At 36.9% G+C, this 17,742-nt stretch carries 14 protein-coding genes, 3 pseudogenes and 1 CRISPR repeat array (1 of these 18 running past the window's edge); of the genes and pseudogenes, 5 read left to right on the top strand and 12 right to left on the bottom strand.

What is annotated here, in order from left to right; all coding sequences use genetic code 11:
• Positions 1-699 precede the first annotated feature (699 nt).
• A complete protein-coding gene (locus J5U23_RS08525; protein WP_218265869.1) occupies positions 700-1,566 on the top strand; it encodes an NAD(P)-dependent oxidoreductase in 867 nt (288 codons plus the stop codon).
• Between the two features lie 613 nt (positions 1,567-2,179).
• Here J5U23_RS08525 and J5U23_RS08520 read toward each other — a convergent pair.
• Positions 2,180-2,380: pseudogene (locus J5U23_RS08520) on the bottom strand (IS256 family transposase); the annotation flags it as partial.
• Between the two features lie 81 nt (positions 2,381-2,461).
• On the opposite strand from J5U23_RS08520, the gene J5U23_RS08515 reads away from it, so the two are divergent.
• Entirely contained in the window at positions 2,462-2,695 is a 234-nt protein-coding gene (locus J5U23_RS08515) for a hypothetical protein (protein ID WP_244988764.1), read from the top strand.
• Positions 2,696-2,754: 59 nt separating this feature from the next.
• Here J5U23_RS08515 and J5U23_RS08510 read toward each other — a convergent pair whose 3' ends face one another.
• Both J5U23_RS08510 and J5U23_RS08505 read right to left on the bottom strand, forming a co-directional pair.
• A complete protein-coding gene (locus J5U23_RS08510; RefSeq protein WP_218257830.1) occupies positions 2,755-3,132 on the bottom strand; it encodes a type II toxin-antitoxin system VapC family toxin in 378 nt (125 codons plus the stop codon).
• Positions 3,098-3,337 (bottom strand): antitoxin VapB family protein, encoded by a 240-nt coding sequence (locus J5U23_RS08505; protein ID WP_218265868.1) that lies wholly within the window; start codon positions 3,335-3,337, stop codon positions 3,098-3,100. The genes J5U23_RS08510 and J5U23_RS08505 overlap by 35 nt, the downstream gene beginning before the upstream one ends.
• A 136-nt stretch (positions 3,338-3,473) precedes the next feature.
• On the opposite strand from J5U23_RS08505, the pseudogene J5U23_RS08500 reads away from it, so the two are divergent.
• Positions 3,474-4,176: pseudogene (locus J5U23_RS08500) on the top strand (IS1 family transposase).
• A 230-nt stretch (positions 4,177-4,406) separates the two neighbouring features.
• Here the strand turns inward: J5U23_RS08500 and J5U23_RS08495 are convergent.
• Complete coding sequence (locus tag J5U23_RS08495) at positions 4,407-5,648, bottom strand: ATP-binding protein (RefSeq protein ID WP_218265867.1); 1,242 nt, start codon at positions 5,646-5,648, stop codon at positions 4,407-4,409.
• 228 nt (positions 5,649-5,876) lie between these two features.
• On the opposite strand from J5U23_RS08495, the gene J5U23_RS08490 reads away from it, so the two are divergent.
• A complete protein-coding gene (locus J5U23_RS08490; protein WP_218267564.1) occupies positions 5,877-6,062 on the top strand; it encodes a hypothetical protein in 186 nt (61 codons plus the stop codon).
• A gap of 452 nt (positions 6,063-6,514) precedes the next feature.
• Here the strand turns inward: J5U23_RS08490 and cas6 are convergent, their stop codons facing one another.
• From cas6 to csa3, 8 genes are all read right to left on the bottom strand, one after another.
• Positions 6,515-7,384 carry a CRISPR-associated endoribonuclease Cas6 gene (cas6, locus tag J5U23_RS08485; protein WP_218265866.1) on the bottom strand — a complete coding sequence of 290 codons (870 nt, stop codon included), beginning with the start codon at positions 7,382-7,384 and terminating at the stop codon, positions 6,515-6,517.
• Positions 7,384-8,421 carry a type I-A CRISPR-associated protein CsaX gene (gene csaX / locus J5U23_RS08480; RefSeq protein ID WP_218265865.1) on the bottom strand — a complete coding sequence of 346 codons (1,038 nt, stop codon included), beginning with the start codon at positions 8,419-8,421 and terminating at the stop codon, positions 7,384-7,386. The genes cas6 and csaX overlap by 1 nt, the downstream gene beginning before the upstream one ends.
• Positions 8,402-9,121 carry a CRISPR-associated endonuclease Cas3'' gene (locus J5U23_RS08475; RefSeq protein ID WP_218265864.1) on the bottom strand — a complete coding sequence of 240 codons (720 nt, stop codon included), beginning with the start codon at positions 9,119-9,121 and terminating at the stop codon, positions 8,402-8,404. Before J5U23_RS08475 ends, csaX begins: the two co-directional genes overlap by 20 nt.
• On the bottom strand, positions 9,118-10,629 hold the full coding sequence (gene cas3, locus J5U23_RS08470; RefSeq protein WP_218265863.1) for a CRISPR-associated helicase Cas3': 1,512 nt from the start codon (positions 10,627-10,629) through the stop codon (positions 9,118-9,120). The genes J5U23_RS08475 and cas3 overlap by 4 nt, the downstream gene beginning before the upstream one ends.
• A complete protein-coding gene (gene cas5a, locus J5U23_RS08465) occupies positions 10,613-11,335 on the bottom strand; it encodes a type I-A CRISPR-associated protein Cas5a (RefSeq protein ID WP_218265862.1) in 723 nt (240 codons plus the stop codon). The genes cas3 and cas5a overlap by 17 nt, the downstream gene beginning before the upstream one ends.
• A gap of 15 nt (positions 11,336-11,350) precedes the next feature.
• The gene (gene cas7a / locus J5U23_RS08460) at positions 11,351-12,313 is read right to left on the bottom strand and encodes a type I-A CRISPR-associated protein Cas7/Csa2 (protein WP_218265861.1); all 963 of its coding nucleotides are present in this window, start codon (positions 12,311-12,313) and stop codon (positions 11,351-11,353) included.
• Positions 12,310-12,741, bottom strand: a complete 432-nt coding sequence (gene csa5, locus J5U23_RS08455; protein WP_218265860.1) for a type I-A CRISPR-associated protein Csa5 — start codon at positions 12,739-12,741, stop codon at positions 12,310-12,312. The genes cas7a and csa5 overlap by 4 nt, the downstream gene beginning before the upstream one ends.
• A 78-nt stretch (positions 12,742-12,819) precedes the next feature.
• Positions 12,820-13,431 (bottom strand): CRISPR-associated CARF protein Csa3, encoded by a 612-nt coding sequence (csa3, locus tag J5U23_RS08450; protein WP_218265859.1) that lies wholly within the window; start codon positions 13,429-13,431, stop codon positions 12,820-12,822.
• 135 nt (positions 13,432-13,566) lie between these two features.
• Here csa3 and J5U23_RS08445 point away from each other — a divergent pair.
• A pseudogene (locus J5U23_RS08445) lies at positions 13,567-14,184 on the top strand (IS1 family transposase); the annotation flags it as partial.
• A gap of 9 nt (positions 14,185-14,193) precedes the next feature.
• Positions 14,194-17,742: direct repeats of the CRISPR family, unit length 24 nt; unit sequence CTTTCAATTCTATAGTAGATTAAC; it runs 3,466 nt beyond the window's last position.

Here is a 17,742-nt window from a genome sequence, read left to right as displayed (position 1 = left end):
ATTTTCTTCCCAATATTCAAAACGTATATAAGTATATCGGTTTAACGTCTTCTCTTTATGAAGATTAATTAACCTAATTTAGCAGTTGTTCTAATTTTCCTCGGTAATACAAAATTCCCGGCACTACCGATAAGGTTTTTAGTTTAGTGTTTAGTTAATTAAAAATATGAGGATAAACTCCTCAGATTAGTTGAGATGTGTTTAGTTAATGCACTAGGTTTAATGAAAACTTTTAAGTTACGTTAAAGTAGAACAACAACTGCTAATAAATATAATCGTTATAGAAGCAGGGGAGATTAAAAAGAAATATGCTATAGCACTACCAGACTGTTACGTTATCGCAACTGCCGATTATTTAAAAATAAAGGCGTTGTTTAAAAAGGAAAAAGAGATAACTCAAATTATAGATAAGTTGAGAAAAGACCTTGGTAACCTTGTCAATTTTATAGATGAAATTTAGCGGGCTGTGAATAAAGAGAGAAATAAAGGACAGGAGACGTTATCCAAGTTGATTAAAACGGTAATTCATAAGTAATATCAATAAGAAACTAGATAAGATAATATTATGTCAAAGTTACTTTCAACCCAGAAGGAACTCCCAATCAAGGTAGATAAATCCTTCCATACACATAGAGACCTTTTTCTGAACCACAAAGCTTTAGAGACTATTAAGGATATTATTAAGTGGTGAAGTCAAGTATGAGAGTTGGTTTCATAGGGCTAGGCATAATGGGAGGGTCCATGGCAATGAGGATACACAAGGCTGGATTCCCATTAATAGTCTATAACAGAACGAAAAGTAAGACAGAACCCTTCGCAAAACTTGGCATACCGATTGGAAATACGCCAAAGGAAGTGGCTGAGAAATCAGATGTAGTAATAGACATGGTTACCGATGCACCAGATGTTGAGGAAGTACTCTTTGGACCTAATGGTGTAATTCACGGATCACATCAAGGCTTAATAGTTATTGACATGAGCACAAATTCACCAGAACACGCGAGAAATTTCGCCGAGAGATTAGCCAAGTACGGTGTTGAGTTCTTGGATGCACCAGTTACCGGGGGTGATAAGGGGGCAAGGGAAGGTACATTAACGATAATGGTTGGGGGAAAGTATGAGGTTTTTCAAAAGGTTAAGCCCATATTTGAGGCCATGGGAAAGACAATAGTTCATGCAGGGGAAGTGGGCAATGGGCAAATGCTCAAGCTATTAAACCAGACAGTTGTTGGAATAAATATGTTGGCTGTAGCTGAAGCAATGGCCTTAGCCAAAAAGGCGGGAATAGACATGGAAAAGCTTTTCACAGTACTATCAACTGGTGCAGCAAACTCCTTTACCGTACAATACTACATGCCGAAAATGATGAAAGGGGATTTTGAGCCCGGATTTAGAGCTGCGCACTTAAAGAAAGACCTAAAGTACGTATTGGAAACAGCTAATAGGTTAAATGTACCTTTACTTGGTACAGCACTAACACTGCAACTTTATAATGCCCTAGTAGCTAAAGGATTGGGAGAAAAAGGTACACAAGCGCTCATAAAGGTATATGAGGATTTTTCTTAATAAATACTTCAGTGTTTTTCAAAATATATAGTAATTTACAGCTATATAGTCGATGAAGAGTAATAACATAATATAGAAGGCACTATATGCTTCGCCTCTTATATAAAACATATTAGTCACACTACTTTAGGCACTAAGTTCAATGATTAGCATATTGAAATATAAAATTTATAGCTTAATAATAACACTCTCAAACAACACTGATTTAAGATAGGGAATAGAGTTAGACAAATCTAATGAAAATTTTATAATTAAGACAATCATTCTTTAAAAATGTGATAGATTTCCATCTGAAATTTTATTTGATTTATCGAGAGAGGAAATCATTACTATAGCAGTTATTCTAATTTCCCTCGGTTATACAGGATTTTCAGCACTACCGATGAAGTTTTTTAATTCTGTATCTGGTTGATTGAAAAGTGCTAAGTCCGAGAAGAAGCTGGACATTGCCAGAGTGATTTCATTAAATCCTTCAATTCCTTGGCTGGAATACTGAAGATGAAGGGATTGAGCAGAAAGGTGGAGGAGTTTCTCCCGTTCGTTGAAATACGTTTAGGAGGTGCACTAGCTTTAATGAAAACTTTTAAGTTAAGTTAAAGTAGAACAAACTGTTCTCCTTACCTCTTTGGTGCTTTGGGCTAGTCTTCTCAGCCTCCTCCAAGGCCATTTTCTCGATCTCCTTGACCGATTTGTTTAATAATGCGTTTTCCGGAAGTATATTGGGGACGAGTGTGAGGTTTTGTCCGAGCTCCTTCATGGCATCACTTAGTGGAGTGCCGTAGAGGGCTTTCTCGTCGATAGTTATGAGTTCCATGATATTACCTCACGCTCGTCCCTTATTAGTGTTACCGAAAATGTAGAATCAATTATTCTTATCTAGTTTTAGAGAAACAAATTGAATTCGCAATGGATCCGTGAATCGCCCGTTTATGTAAGGCTAGGAAGAATTGAAGAAATAAAGAATATAATCTCTAATATAGAAGAGATAGCAGGGAACTTAAAGCTTGTAGGAGAACATGCAGATGCTGAGAAGAAAGAATTTACCGGTAATTTCCCTCAAGTCTTTGTACATGCTGAAATTATCAACTTAATTAAGGAGATTGTGGGGAATAAGAGTAAAGTAACTTGATTAGTACTGAAAGTAAAGAGTTAAATCTTCAAACAGAAATTCCTTAGCTTTGCATCTAATTATGAAAGCATTAATAACCTGAGATTTTCATATTCCTCTTTTACTCTTAGGAAATCTGTGTCTTTAGTTACAAGGGTTAAATCTCTATTGATAGCTTGAGAGGCTATTAATATGTCAAAAGATCCTATTAGCATTCCTTTATCTCTCAATCTTTTATAAATCCTTGAGGCTATCAGAGAATCTTTTAAGGTAACGCTTAAAATTTTAAATGCTGATAAAAAATCTAATATTTTATTTTCATTAATTTTACCTAATAATATCTCATATGCACTTAATGAGCTAACATAAAAATCTTCAGCCTTATCTAGAATTTCCTTTGCCTTTTTGTTTCCTTTCAAATACTCAATAATTGCTGAGCTTTCTAGCAATATCTTCATCAGTTCTCTTCCTCATTTCCTCAATTTCTTTAGCTAACTCCCTTGCTTCTTCCTCATTAAGAATCCCAAAGTATTTTTCAATCTTTTTCCTTCTCACACTTAATGATTCCTTTATCAGTTCTTCAATTACTTCACTAAAGCTTTTATCACCTTTAATCTCAAACAATTTCTTATATACATCATCCCTTATCATTATGGTTTTCATAATATACTATATACATGCTATAGGTAATAAGCTTATTGGGGAGTTGTTAGAAAGAAAAAGTCTAATGGGTATTTTTGGAGAGTGTGGAGATAGTGTCGTCATTAGGGTATAAATTCTTGTATTATGAGTATTACTTATGGGTAGGAAGCCTGTAATTAGGCAAGATTTAGCTTGTCCTTCTTGCGGTAGTCATCACGTTGTTAAGTGTGGTTGGGTAGGCAGAAGTTTTTGTGTAGTGTGGTAAGCGTTTTTTGGGTGATGCTTCTAGGCATCATTATCATAAGAGGGTTAGGGAGTTGGCTTTGAGGATGTATTCTAATGGTATGAGGGCTATTTCTAGGATTCTTAATGTGCCTTTGGGTACTGTGTTTACTTGGGTTAAGCGTTATGGTAAGAGGAGGTATGAGAAGCTAGTGGGATAAGGCTAAAGGGTCTGTTAAGGGTAAAGTTGTTACTAAGGTTGTTGATGAGATGTGGACGTACTTGTACAGAAACACTAGGGCCTTCTACAAGTGGGTGTTTACTTGTTATGTGTACACTAGGCTAGGGTTATACATAATTTACTCTGTGGATGATAGGGATGAGAATACTTTCAGTGAGATTAAAATGTACTTGCCAGATGATGGGTGAGTGATGATTAAAACGTTTACTTCTGGTTAAAAAACCACACGATTGTCTCACTGGTTAACCCCAACGAGGGGCTTCATTCCTCACTAAGGGATAGGCTTATACGTTTCAAGAGGGCAACAAAGGCAGTGAATAGGAGCATAAGCATGATGAAGTATTCTATAGCCCTAGTCTTATGGGAGAGAAGACTAATCCCAGAATTTATACCCTAATGACGACACTATCAATCGTTGCACTCAATAATTCCTATGAAAACTTATCTTAACATTTATATCAATTCCAAGATAAATAACAAGTATTACAGTTTTAATATAAAATATTATGATTTTGGACATAATTTTTTAAAAACTATCTAACACTAGGATTTTACGTAAAATGCTATTCACACTAAGTCTTTACGCGATGTAGTAGTGAGATTACTTTCTTACTCTTGCCTACCCAATCAGCTCAATAAAAACCTGTATAAGGGGACGAGTTTTATCTTCTTACCCTCCCTTTCCTCTTCGCCTTCAATATCGTAAGTGATCACTATTAACTCCTTAACCCGTAACATTTCCTCAGCTTTTAGGAGAGATCTTATCTCCCTCTCTTCGATCTTATCTGAAGCGTAAGTCACTTGCAGCAAACGCGAGTTAATTTCGTCATAAAAATCCACTTCGAAGTCCTTACCTTTAACATAATATAGCCCTTTTAATTGGTTATCTCTGAACAGCTTTAAAGCGACTAAATTCTCTATAATCCTCCCCTTATCCTTAGCCCTCACAGCTACTCTCGAAATCATGCCCGGGTCTACTATATATACTTTCTTATTAAACGTCAGTCTCTCTCTAGGCTTCTCACCGTATCTAGGTAAGAAATAAATTAGGTAAGCGTTTTCGAGACCGAAAGACCATAAGTCTATCGTTTTTTTATCGACTCCGATCACTTTCGCCAATTTAGAAAGGGAAACCTCCGTCGAATAATACGAAATTAAGCTCTTCGAGAAGTCTTTAAACTTCTCCAACTCCCTAATCTTATATCTGAAGACCACGTCTTTAAATAATATATCGTTATAAATTACGTCAATCTGATCCTTACCTATTATTAATGCTTCCGGAAAACCTCCAACCTCCATATACTTCTCTAACTCCACCTTTACCTCAGCTATTCTCTTTGTAGACAGCGGAACTTCTTCGTTCATCTTCTTAAACCTTAAGTATTCTCTGAAGGAAAAAGGGAAGAGTGTGAAGTCAGAATGTCTACCGGTAAGTGAAGTTGAGAGTTCGCCCGATAACATTCTTGAGTTACTCCCGGTTATTATTATCCTTTTAGTCTCCCTTAATCTAGAAACGAAAAGCTCCCATCCCTTAACGTTATGTATTTCATCAAAAACTAAATAACTTACGTCATTACCGTAAACTTCATAAATAGCCTGTTCTATGCTCTTTAGATCTTTAGTAGTTAACCCGTAAAGGCTTTCATCGTCAAAGTTCAAATAAGCGAATTTTACGTTTAATCCCTTCATTAGCATTAAGGATAATGTGGATTTCCCAGACCTCCTAACTCCAAGTATTGCCAAGACGTTAGGGATGGCTAAAAACCTCGAAATATCTCCTACTTCCCTCTTAATGTAATTCATTGATAACTTTTCCTCTACCAATTCCTTCTGGTCCGCTACTATCCTTTTAGCTTCTTCAACATTCATTTGTGGAATATACTCCACTAACATATTTTAAACTTTGTGGAATATACTCCACTAACTTGATGAGTTTAAACTCTACTTAACGAGGTGTCCAGGTTAACTAAACAGCTAAAGTTTACGGACATTTCAAGGTTAATTAACGCGTCTCTTTATAGCAGTTATTTTACTTTCCCTCGGTAATACAAGATTTTCAGTATTACCGATAAAGTTTTTAGTCTAGCGTTTGGTTGATTGAAAAGTGCTAAGTCCGAGAAGAAGCTGGACATTGCAAGGAGCGAGCTCATTAAATCCTTCAATTCCTTGGCTGGAATACTGAAGATGAAGGGATTGAGCAGAAAGGTGGAGGAGTTTCTCCCGTTCGTTGAAATACGTTTAGGAGGTGCACTAGGTTTAATGAAAACTTTTAAGTTACGTTAAAGTAGAACAACTGCTACTTATGAATACTTTACGCAATATTTACTATCACTTTAAGATAGATAATAGGATTTAATAACTTTAATATAGAAGTATTATAATCTTGAACACAATTCTTTTTTAACTATCTAACCCTAGGATTATCCGTAAATGTTATTGCTAATTAGCCTCTCCTGTCTAATGCCTTGAGTACACCAGCCCACTCCTCACTACTAACACTAGATTTACTCATTTTAGCCTCCGTAGCAACTCCTACGGTTACAAATTCGAGCTTGTTAGAGGCCTAGCATATGGTGCCTATTATGAAAAAGAGTAAAGCTAACAATTGAACTTTACGTCCAAGGAAGTCAATGATTTGACCCCAGTAAGATCTATATTACTCATATCTTAAACCAATATGTTTTATATAGGGAGTGAGATAATTAGCGTCGCCGTGTTTAGTATAATAACAACAGTTATCTCTTCTCTTTTTCCTCTAATTTCCTAAACTCCAATCTGATCTCACCAAACCCAATACCCCTACTTCTTCCTATACCCAAATAAGCAGACGCTAACAAATACCTCAAGGCTCTCCTCTTTAACTTTTGATCTGGAATATCGAACTCAATCCAACCCATAACACCCCTAGCCTTCCTCAAATTACCCTTACTATCCTCCCCAATGGCAACGGTAACGGGGTGTAGATCATACCCCATAATTCTAGATAAGGCATTGGAAAGAACGCCAAGCTTGAATGCTCTGACCTCAACTTCCTTCTTCCCAATCAAGTTACAATATACGTTATAAGCATAAGCCACAATTAATCCAACAGAAGGCAAAGTCGAGTAACCCGCATCAACCCTCTTATACCTTTCAGAAAGGGAGGGAGGAAGCAAAACCTTAGACGAAAGTAATGTGGGGGAAACAAACCTCACTCTTATATTATCGTTCATGTGCTTTTCAACTTCTTCCTTCAACTTCTCAACTTCCACTATTTCCACACTCTCGATCATTATGTGAAATTTACCGTAAACAGTTTCGAAGACACCCTCCGTAACCTCAGGCAAAACGTTAGCTTGTGTAGAAAATGCTATTGTCGATGAAAGCCTGCTTCCCTTGTTTATAGTCTTCAAGTTTCCGTTAGTCTGGAAAATCCTCCTCTGATTGAAACCAAGATGGGATATAAAAATCGGTTTGTATTTGTCCCTTGATGTGATCAACTCCTTTAACGAAGGGAGTAATTTTCCACTTTGTATTAAATATTTCAACACCTTAGATGATGGAGTAGGCAAAATAACGTCTTGTAGAGGGATAACGTTATATCCTATCTTAAAAATTAATGGCACTATCCTTCTCCCCTTATTAACTCTCCGTTAACGTATGCTGAAATCAACTTCAGATCTCTAATCTTTTCATCATTGGAGTCTAAGTTCATAATTAAGTCCCTATTGGCGAAATATAGTAAATCCTCGAGCCTTTTAGAACCCGTTAAATACTCATAAATGTAATTAGCTAAAACGATATACCTTTCTCTCATATTACTACTTATACTTAACGCATTCCTAGCTATTATCTCTAACCTTTCACTCAATAGATCCCTCTTTTCCAGTAATTTAGTTAAGTCTATGGAGAAGCCTCCATTTATTGTGGTTGGGTTCTGCCCAACAGCATCAGACATGGTATAAATTCTTACCACATTTACGTTGGGATTAGTAACACTACTTACCACCTTTCTAGCTATCCAGAGTGCAAAGGCAGTCTCAGGCTTTATGCCGGGTACAATTCCGTTAACGTTTTCAATTAAACTGTAGAGAATACCCCTCGTCGGAGTAAACACGTTTACTCCTACGTATTCACCCTCACTAACCTTAGCCTTCCCTAGCCTAGTTAAAACCCAGCCAGCAGCAGCTATAATTAAGTAGTGTGGCTCTACCTCCAGTTTCACCCTTCTAGCCCTCTCCACCATTCCCGGTGATCTTCCAAACTCGTAAAATTCTGGCTTTACAAAGGATGGCGCACTTACTTCTTCGCACTCCTTCACTTGTGAGAAGTTCTTAAAGACATTAGATAGCGAAGCGGTTGTGGGAAAATTATAACACTTTAACGTCTCTGTCCAAGGATTCTTGTCATTTCCGCTTAAAGGTAAAATTACATTTGACGTAGAGGTCTCCCCTTCTTCTCCCTTTTTCTTTTTCGCCTTACTTCTCCTCTCCGCTGCCGCATCTTCATTACTTTTAGCTATCTTATAAGCTAAGTTCAGTACATTCCTTAATTCGTCATCGTCTATTTCCACTTTATTATTATATATAGTTGAATTCTCTGCTTCCGTTGCCACCTGAATTATGTAATTATCTCCAAATATATTATAGAGTGGAACCTCCATTTAACTCACCCTCCAATATACGGACAAATCTGGTTTTACTTCTATTATTTCGAACTAAACTACTATCTAAATTATCCCCCAACATTATTGGGGCTAAAAAAAGATTATACAACTTTAAATATTTTTCATTCTTCTTAGAAAACGCATAAAGCATATCGTGATAGTCATCAAAAGTGTAATCCCTAACTTTTAAGCTCTTGGAAATCACACCTCTTAGGTTTTCCAGCAAAATACTCCCGTACCTATTAAGCTTTATCATCCTTTCATCAAACTTATCTGGGAACTTATTCAGTGAATAATCAGATATCCCCCTAATTGCGTTCAAGTGATTTAGAACAGCTAAAGTTAACAAAGACTTAATCTCCTCAGCTTTCTTAAAGTCAATAGGTTCATAATCATTATAGAAAAATAGAGCCGAACCAAGTTCATGATATATGAAAGAAGAGTTACTCTTTAGGGGATTACAATTATCGTCAAACTGACTCTGATAATACTCCCCGGCTTTTCCCATATCGTGAAGGACAACAACGTCCTTAACTATTTCCTTAACAACGTTTAGATCAAGAACTATTCCATATCTTTCCAACCTCCTCGAGATAATCTTATAATAAGACTCACTTATTTTACCTCCTAGAACCTTATAAGAACCAATGGCGTGATCGATTAAACCTTGTTTCTCATAAGCGCAAGGCTTTATCAATACACACCACCTATTTCACTATTATAATCTTGAATCCTAACTCCTAAAATATCGTTCTTCAACATTTCCAGTTGAAGGCATCTTCTGTTATACAATTTAACATTACCATTCCCCACTAGAGCAGAACTTCCCTTGCTCTCTATTATTTTAATTGCCTCCTCCTCAGTTAAGGGTATGGCGTCATTGACGTCATTACTGTTTGGTGGGAACCCCAATATAATGCTGGCGTTTCTAGTTATGGAACAAATCTCCTCGTATAGTGACTTCACCCTCTTCGAGTCCACGAAAACGGAGTTGTCTATTACAGATAGATCCCTTGCTAGCATTGAATCAATCACATCAGTGTAATCCCTTTCAATGAGCAAGTTCTCATCAATGGTTTTCAGTTCCCTTACTCTTTCTAAGGTCTCCTCAACCTCCCTCTCATCATAGACCTTTCCGCTAAATGGGAAAACGTAAACCTCACCCTCTAACTTCCCTTTTCCTCCCTTACCGTACCTCGCTACCCTACCGGCCCTTTGAATCAGATTATGAGAGGGAGAAGCTTCAGTTATTAAAACGTCAAAAGAAGTATCAATACCGGCCTCTATAACCTGAGTTGAAACTACCAGCTTTGCATCGTTTATCTTGTTAACTTTATCTATCCTATCCTTTCTACTGAACTTACTGTGAATGAGAATAGGAGATAATCCCCTTCCCTTTAACTTCTTATAGGCTTCAATTGCCCAGACTCTCGTGTTGTAAACTAGAAGAACCCTCTTACCTTCCTTTACCTTTCCCTCAGCAATTGAAATGCCCTCTTCCTCCTTCTCTAATACGTTAACGTATAGCTTTCTATCGATTTTGAAATCAGTCGCGTTAACAACCTTCGCGTTTTTACCTAACTTATCCATTATAGCCCCCTCCAACCCCTTATCTATGGTAGCGGAAGTAACTATTATTGGAACACCCGCATCCCTTAAAACCTCTAAAGCGGCAAGTCCAGCTCCTAAACTTTTACCATCCTCACCCAATAAGTGAAATTCATCAAATATTACAATACTACTATATATTAACGCCCTAGGGAACTCATAATGAGAACCGTAATTTTTAAAAATTGACTTAAAATCAACAGTAGGTAGTTTAAACAAATTTAGAATGAAGGTATCCAGAGTCGTAACATTAACTTTCTTCATAAAAAAAGGGGAATCTTGATAATCCATGTCTTGAGCTCCAATACTCTTAGTGTAAATTATCCCTCTATCAGCGTAATTTTTCAACTTTAGATACAAATCCTGAACAATAGCCCTATATGGCAATACGTGAATAACCCTACTACCTAAGTCAATATCGCTACTAACGGCATTAGCTAGGATCATAGTTAACGTTGTTTTACCGTAGCCAGTGGGGGCCTTAAGTACAACGCTATGCCCGTTTTCCAAGTTATTTAAAGTATCCTCAATACCCTTCCTCTCCTCAAAACCGTGACGAGTAATGAAATCGTTATAGAAGTCAACTAAAGACGACATATTCCCCACCAACCTCATATGCTTCCTTAGCTTCAACTTCAACCTCCTTGCTAGCTAAGGGATAGGTGGTTATCGGTAAAATGTACCTTATTGAGCCTCCCTCCTTTCCCCATATATAACCGTTCTCTTCCCAGAAAGTAACGTATTCCAAAAACTCCTTCTTACCTACTACCTTTACAGTATCTCTGAAATAATATCTAGTTTTAACCCTACCTGAAACCCTCTTAGCCTCCCCGACTTCAACGTTCTCCACACTTACCAAGCACTCCTTACCTCCTATCCTAGTTATACTCCAGCTGAGTTTTTCCAACTCCTCCTTACTCATGGAGTCAGTTACGTAGACCACAACTAACCGTCCGTTAGGCATATACACTTTACCAGTAGGGATTACTCCGTAAATGTATCTCGGATTCTCCCTCCTCTCCTTACGTTGAAAATACGATATAACGTTTCTGATAATGTCCTCAGTGTAAGCTCCCTCAGACTCCAATCGAGCAGTAGCCATAACGTTCCTAAAATTATACGCCGGACTACCGTAAACCTTACCTAAATTAGCATTATCCACTCCCCTAAATTTACCGTAAGATAAAGCCCCAATCAGTGTGGTAGGAGGTGGTAAATAGAACCCTGGCTTTGCCTTAGCAGCTGAGGGCTTAACTACGGAAAACCCCCAATGAAGTTTTAAAAAAACCTTAGAGTAGATCAAAACTACCTTACCTCTCTACTCCTTTAATTTAATTACTAAGTCCTCAACACTTGACAGTACTGTAGCCCCTTCACCAACTTCTATACCCTCGTTGTTAATCACATAGACCTTAGCCACATTTCCGTTCAACACACCTTTAGCCTTCTCTAACCTCATAACAGTGGTCTTAATGTAATTATCGTCATGTCCAGGCTCCGGTATGAATGGGAAATCAGTCTTCGTCACTACTAAAGACATCAACTTCATGGATGGCAAGAACCTAGACCTCTTCCCTCCGAAATTACCCGATAGCAAAGAGTAAAGGGCTTTAATTGCAGCATCAATCCTTCGAGCCTTTTGCCTCTCTAACTCCTCTTCGCCTTCAACCTTTTCCCCCACAGTAGATGGAACTGCTATTAAATCTTCGTCAAGTTCAAACGAAAACGTGTAGAGGGCAGAGGACACTTCTACGTTGAAGATAGCTTGAGAACCTTTAACGGGCTTATTTGAAAACCTAACGTGAAATTGCGCTTCTAATTGTGCGGGTATTTCGTCTCCCCTTAAAGCCGGTATCATATAACCTAGCTTTATCCTTGATGTCCTTCTCACCGGAGCACTTCCAGCGTACATGAAACCTCCCACATCAGCAACAATGTCCTTAAGCATTACTTCTATCTCGAACCTCCTAGCATCGTTGTAATCCTTAGGCTCCTTTATCCCTTCAATCTTTAAGGACTCATCAGTTGAGAACTTTATGAACTCGTATTGAGATGATAAATTACCCACTGGCAATCCCTCCTTTTTAGCTATATCCACTAGGCTTGCCTGATAGGCATGAGCTAAGGCTTCTCCGGAAATCACTGGAACGTACCTAACTAGGTAACCAGTTGAAGTCTTCAACACAACCGGAGCGGTTCTGTGCTTAGTTAAGTTCCCTATGCTCTCAACACCGTTCAGCGACTCTAGGTTTATTAAAAACCTAACTGAACCGCTTATCATTTCTCCTCACCGCCACCTTGTTCCCTCTTAGTACCTAACTTAATCCTATTCGCTATACTCATGGCCAATGCACCTGCCTTCCTAGCGTAGTATACGTCTTCCTCAATCATCCTAAGAAAATCTTCTATATCTTGGTTAGTTGGTAGATAGCCCACTATCGTGTACTTCCCCTCACTTGAAGTTACGTTAACAGCAGGGTATTCCTTTCCTTGAATCGTAGTTGTAGTACTCACTATCTCACTTCTATCAATACCCATCTGTACAATCCTTTGGACATCATATAGAACCTTAGTCACAGCCTCTTTAGATAGGGCGTTAGCGAATCTATCCAGTAGTGTTGGAGACTCGCTATAGAGGAACCCTACAGCCAACAAATTAGCCACCCTCCCTATGATGCCCTCCTTCTCTTCTTTTACTTGTTGTGCCATACTATTCTCTTTATTATCCCAATATATAAACCTTTTTATTTCTTGTGAGCGAAAAGCTTTTTCATAAAGCTGGAAAAATTAGGATCCGTAAATTTTCAACAAAAGCTCACCCTTCATAGTTAGTTTATTGGACTCATCAATAAATTTCTCCTTCCTCAACTCGTTCAACCTCCTCCAAGTGGTAGTTAAGGGAATTTCCGTGCTCTTGCTTATTACATTAGCAGAGGAATAACCATCCTTAATAGCCTTTAATATTGTCAAGTGATCCTTAGTTAAGGATAGGGAAGGAAAAGTAACATCGCTTACCTTAAAATAGTAAACCTTAGTTAAGTCCTCAGTCTCTATCTCAACAATAGCGTCTATTCCGGTCAATAAAAAGGCAGAAAATACTGCTAAAATCATTAGTCTCATACCTCCGCTCAAGTTAACCGTGAAATCTTTCCCTGCATAATTTATAATAACTTTTCCAACTTTCTCCACAATATTTTCAAAGTCTCTAGGGTCAACTTCAACAACCTCATAAGGAACGTTAACCGTTTTCAGGAAATTGGTGAGGGATACCAAAGCTTTTTTAGCCTTCTCTTCCTCAAAACCCCCAACAATAATGACTTTTTCAATACTCTTACCTTGCCTCATTAATGCGCGGTACTGAAACTTCTCATCAAAGCCAAGTGTTAAGACTAGTATCATACCCTAAATACGAAAAATAAAGTATTAAATTTTTCTTGTAAAGGGAAAAAGAGTCTTCTGTATTACGTTTACCAAATTCCCTAAAGATTTTTATCGGGTAATTTACAATTTTTATATAACAAGTGACGGATCATCAGGGAAAAATACAAGTGTAAAAATTACAGGAGGATCTGCCAAGCACAAAACCACAAGATGGGTAAAGAGCAGAAGGAAAGGATCTTGAAGGAGTACTTGAATAGGATAAGCATGAGGGCAATAGGAAAGGTTGAAGGAAAAGCGTTAGCCACAGTGTAATAAAGAGGAAAGAGTAGAGGCATACGTTAATCTACTAGTATTATAAGAGTAACTAAAGGGCTTTACTGCAAAGATCACGGCACTTGATGAGAGTTGGACTTACGTTAGGGTTAGGCACGACCCGAAGAGGGTAGACTTGTGGATATGGAATGCTTTGGCAAATGGTTTCCTCTTCTTCGCTATTGGCAATAGGGGTTATGAGACTTTTAACTTTCTTCAGAATTCCCTACCTAGGAGTGAGGTATATTATACTGATGCTTACAACGTTTATCAAGTCCTTGATAACCACGTTGTAGGTAAGGAGTATACTTATACTGTGGAGAGTTATAATTCTTACTGTAGAGCTCATCTAGCTAGGCTAGCTAGGCATACTAGGGCTGTTAATGGGAGTGGTAGGATGGTTGATTATAATCTTTCCTTGTTGAACGTCATTTACCCCACGTATTTTCAAGGGATAGGAACGATAATCTTTCAATTCTATAGTAGATTAACCCATATATCGGAAATGGTGGTTTGACTTATTCCATATCGTCCTTTCAATTCTATAGTAGATTAACTTGGGTTGTGACGTAATTCTCCAGCTCGGTGGATATAATCTTTCAATTCTATAGTAGATTAACATTCAACATAGTGCAAATTTAATTGGAGGATTTCTATTTCTTTCAATTCTATAGTAGATTAACCGGGACCAACTACCGTGCCAGTAGCGGCGCTACCTGATGCCTTTCAATTCTATAGTAGATTAACTATACGTTCCTAACTACCACAATACCTGATACTATTTCATCCTTTCAATTCTATAGTAGATTAACTCGGCTTTTCCGGGACTTATAAAAGTTACAGTATAGCTAGCTTTCAATTCTATAGTAGATTAACGAAGTAGAAATAGATGAGGAAAACACTTACGCTATGATTGACTTTCAATTCTATAGTAGATTAACATGAAGTAACTAAGGGCTTAAGGGAAAGGTTCAGGTTTACTTTCAATTCTATAGTAGATTAACTTTCTTAGGGTTTTGGGGTTGGTTTGTGTTAGAACTTTGCTTTCAATTCTATAGTAGATTAACTCTCCAATCCCCATACTTCTCTTAAGTATTTCTCACTCTTTCAATTCTATAGTAGATTAACAGAGGATCAGCTAATGAAGTTGTTTAAGGGAGAGACTGACGCTTTCAATTCTATAGTAGATTAACACCTGAGCCATATCTCGCTACGTAGTAGACGTAAGACGTCTTTCAATTCTATAGTAGATTAACCCATAATATGCCCGTTAAGCAAAAGAAGGCTAAAAAGGAGCTTTCAATTCTATAGTAGATTAACAAGAAAGCAAATGGAGCCTATTGATGAAGCTCAAGCAATCTTTCAATTCTATAGTAGATTAACAGGGAGGAAGCCCTTAGAGTGTACGAGTTGCTGAAGAAGCACTTTCAATTCTATAGTAGATTAACAAGAAATGGAAGAGTTATGGAACGCAGGTGGGAAATGAGAACTTTCAATTCTATAGTAGATTAACCATTATCGCAATCGCAATGCTTGGGATAGGCTGGTGGTTCTTTCAATTCTATAGTAGATTAACAAAGTGGGTGGAATTGCTGTCCGTAATGCCGGTAGTAAGTCTTTCAATTCTATAGTAGATTAACAAAAAGAAGTAATAAAAGTGTTGAAAGACTTAAGGAAAACCTTTCAATTCTATAGTAGATTAACTGCATTATCAGAGCAGAAAGCTATAGAATATGCCCTAATCTTTCAATTCTATAGTAGATTAACGTAGATGCTCATTACTTAATTACGGCTTGGCATGTCGTCTTTCAATTCTATAGTAGATTAACATTCTCAGGTAGTCTATAAGATGCAAAGAGATAACAATCTTTCAATTCTATAGTAGATTAACCCGGAGGCACAGAAAAGAGCGAAGAACGACGTAAAATAGGATCTTTCAATTCTATAGTAGATTAACGATTCACTATTTTGTTAGCGAGACAATCGAAGTCCATTTCTTTCAATTCTATAGTAGATTAACAGGCATCACAAGCATAGGAGGTGAGTTTTTTGTCAGATACTTTCAATTCTATAGTAGATTAACCCGACAGTATAGTTTTACAATTAAATGCAATACCTAATGACTTTCAATTCTATAGTAGATTAACATCACTATGCAATTTGTCATTAGTTATGGATTAAATACCTTCTTTCAATTCTATAGTAGATTAACGGCTCACCAGTCCTTTTATTGTAAAGTACTATTTGCCACAACTTTCAATTCTATAGTAGATTAACCTATATCTACCGCTATCTTCTTTATTATCCTGGCATATTGCTTTCAATTCTATAGTAGATTAACCAACCTTTCCTTTAATAACGCTGCCTCCGCTACAGAAAGTCTTTCAATTCTATAGTAGATTAACATACTTCCTCAAAAATCTCCCTACTAGGAAATGATATAACTTTCAATTCTATAGTAGATTAACTAGAAAATCCTATCATTGATGGTGGTTTCGGAGGTACCGGCTTTCAATTCTATAGTAGATTAACCTTAAGTGAAGTGCATTCGCCACCCCTCTTAAACGTCCCTTCTTTCAATTCTATAGTAGATTAACACAATCAATGAGGAAAGCCTTTATGTTGATGCTCATTTGCTTTCAATTCTATAGTAGATTAACAAGAAATTATATGATCTGTATCAGAGCGTAGAAGTTGACTTTCAATTCTATAGTAGATTAACTTCTTACAACATTATAATACTAGGGCAAGGATAAAGGGACTTTCAATTCTATAGTAGATTAACCACCTAGTGCTTTCACACTTTCTGTTAGTACTGATATTGCCTTTCAATTCTATAGTAGATTAACACGTTATCAGCACCTAATAAATTCGGCAAAAGGAATTTCTTTCAATTCTATAGTAGATTAACCTCAAAGCGTTGCAGGAACATATAAAGCAGTATGATGCTATCATCTTTCAATTCTATAGTAGATTAACTTTGTCAATGAGGCTATTAGAGAAAAATTGAAAGAACTCTTTCAATTCTATAGTAGATTAACGTCTTACGTATTTCCTCAAGTGTCGGCACACGTAAATCCTTTCAATTCTATAGTAGATTAACCCGGTGACCACAAGAAAATAATGAAGTGAAGTGATTTTTTACTTTCAATTCTATAGTAGATTAACATGTTCCGCCTAACATAGATTATGAAACATTTAGCCTTCCTTTCAATTCTATAGTAGATTAACAACGTTAGCGTCTGTTCTTCTCTCCAAAGAGAAAAGAGAACTTTCAATTCTATAGTAGATTAACCCTAATAGATGATATAGTTGATAATCCTTTAACAGTTCCCAACTTTCAATTCTATAGTAGATTAACTAGGTATACTGATTATCTGTGGGGTATTCCGTTGTTTCTTACTTTCAATTCTATAGTAGATTAACACTGGTTCCTCTTCGGAGACCGAGATAGGAATAAACACTTTCAATTCTATAGTAGATTAACTCATGAATTTATTAAAGAGTTTCTTTAGTGGAGAAAAATCTTTCAATTCTATAGTAGATTAACATTCAGCTCCGGATACCTTGTTGGATACACATAAATGTCCTTTCAATTCTATAGTAGATTAACACGGATATGAAGACCCTAGCGAGCTTGCACAAGCATCTTTCAATTCTATAGTAGATTAACGAGGAAACGGGAAGAGGAAGAAGGAAACAAAGTTCCATATCTTTCAATTCTATAGTAGATTAACATTCCCGTTATTCATAGGTTATCCGAAAAGGGAAAGTTTTACTTTCAATTCTATAGTAGATTAACACTACTGTGGAAGAATGTGAGGCACTTATGGCATGGGCTGCTTTCAATTCTATAGTAGATTAACAGAAAATGAGTATACTACTGAGATTATACAGCAATACAGCTTTCAATTCTATAGTAGATTAACTAGAGTAAAATACATAACCGAAAACTACGAATATATAAAAACTTTCAATTCTATAGTAGATTAACCTTATGACGCCCTGAAAGTGATC

The sequence above is a fragment of the Saccharolobus shibatae B12 genome, assembly GCF_019175345.1.
GTDB lineage: Archaea > Thermoproteota > Thermoprotei_A > Sulfolobales > Sulfolobaceae > Saccharolobus > Saccharolobus shibatae.
Note: the sequence above shows the minus strand (reverse complement) of the source record. Positions and strands in the feature narration are given on the sequence as shown.

Excerpts from the sequence above, each read along its gene's own strand:
- J5U23_RS08525 (WP_218265869.1), top strand. The coding sequence starts at position 700 with ATGAGAGTTGGTTTCATAGGGCTAGGCATAATGGGAGGGTCCATGGCA.
- J5U23_RS08510 (WP_218257830.1), bottom strand. The coding sequence starts at position 3,132 with ATGAAGATATTGCTAGAAAGCTCAGCAATTATTGAGTATTTGAAAGGA.
- J5U23_RS08505 (WP_218265868.1), bottom strand. The coding sequence starts at position 3,337 with ATGAAAACCATAATGATAAGGGATGATGTATATAAGAAATTGTTTGAG.
- J5U23_RS08495 (WP_218265867.1), bottom strand. The coding sequence starts at position 5,648 with ATGAATGTTGAAGAAGCTAAAAGGATAGTAGCGGACCAGAAGGAATTG.
- csaX (WP_218265865.1), bottom strand. The coding sequence starts at position 8,421 with ATGGAGGTTCCACTCTATAATATATTTGGAGATAATTACATAATTCAG.
- cas3 (WP_218265863.1), bottom strand. The coding sequence starts at position 10,629 with ATGTCGTCTTTAGTTGACTTCTATAACGATTTCATTACTCGTCACGGT.
- cas7a (WP_218265861.1), bottom strand. The coding sequence starts at position 12,313 with ATGATAAGCGGTTCAGTTAGGTTTTTAATAAACCTAGAGTCGCTGAAC.
- csa5 (WP_218265860.1), bottom strand. The coding sequence starts at position 12,741 with ATGGCACAACAAGTAAAAGAAGAGAAGGAGGGCATCATAGGGAGGGTG.
- csa3 (WP_218265859.1), bottom strand. The coding sequence starts at position 13,431 with ATGATACTAGTCTTAACACTTGGCTTTGATGAGAAGTTTCAGTACCGC.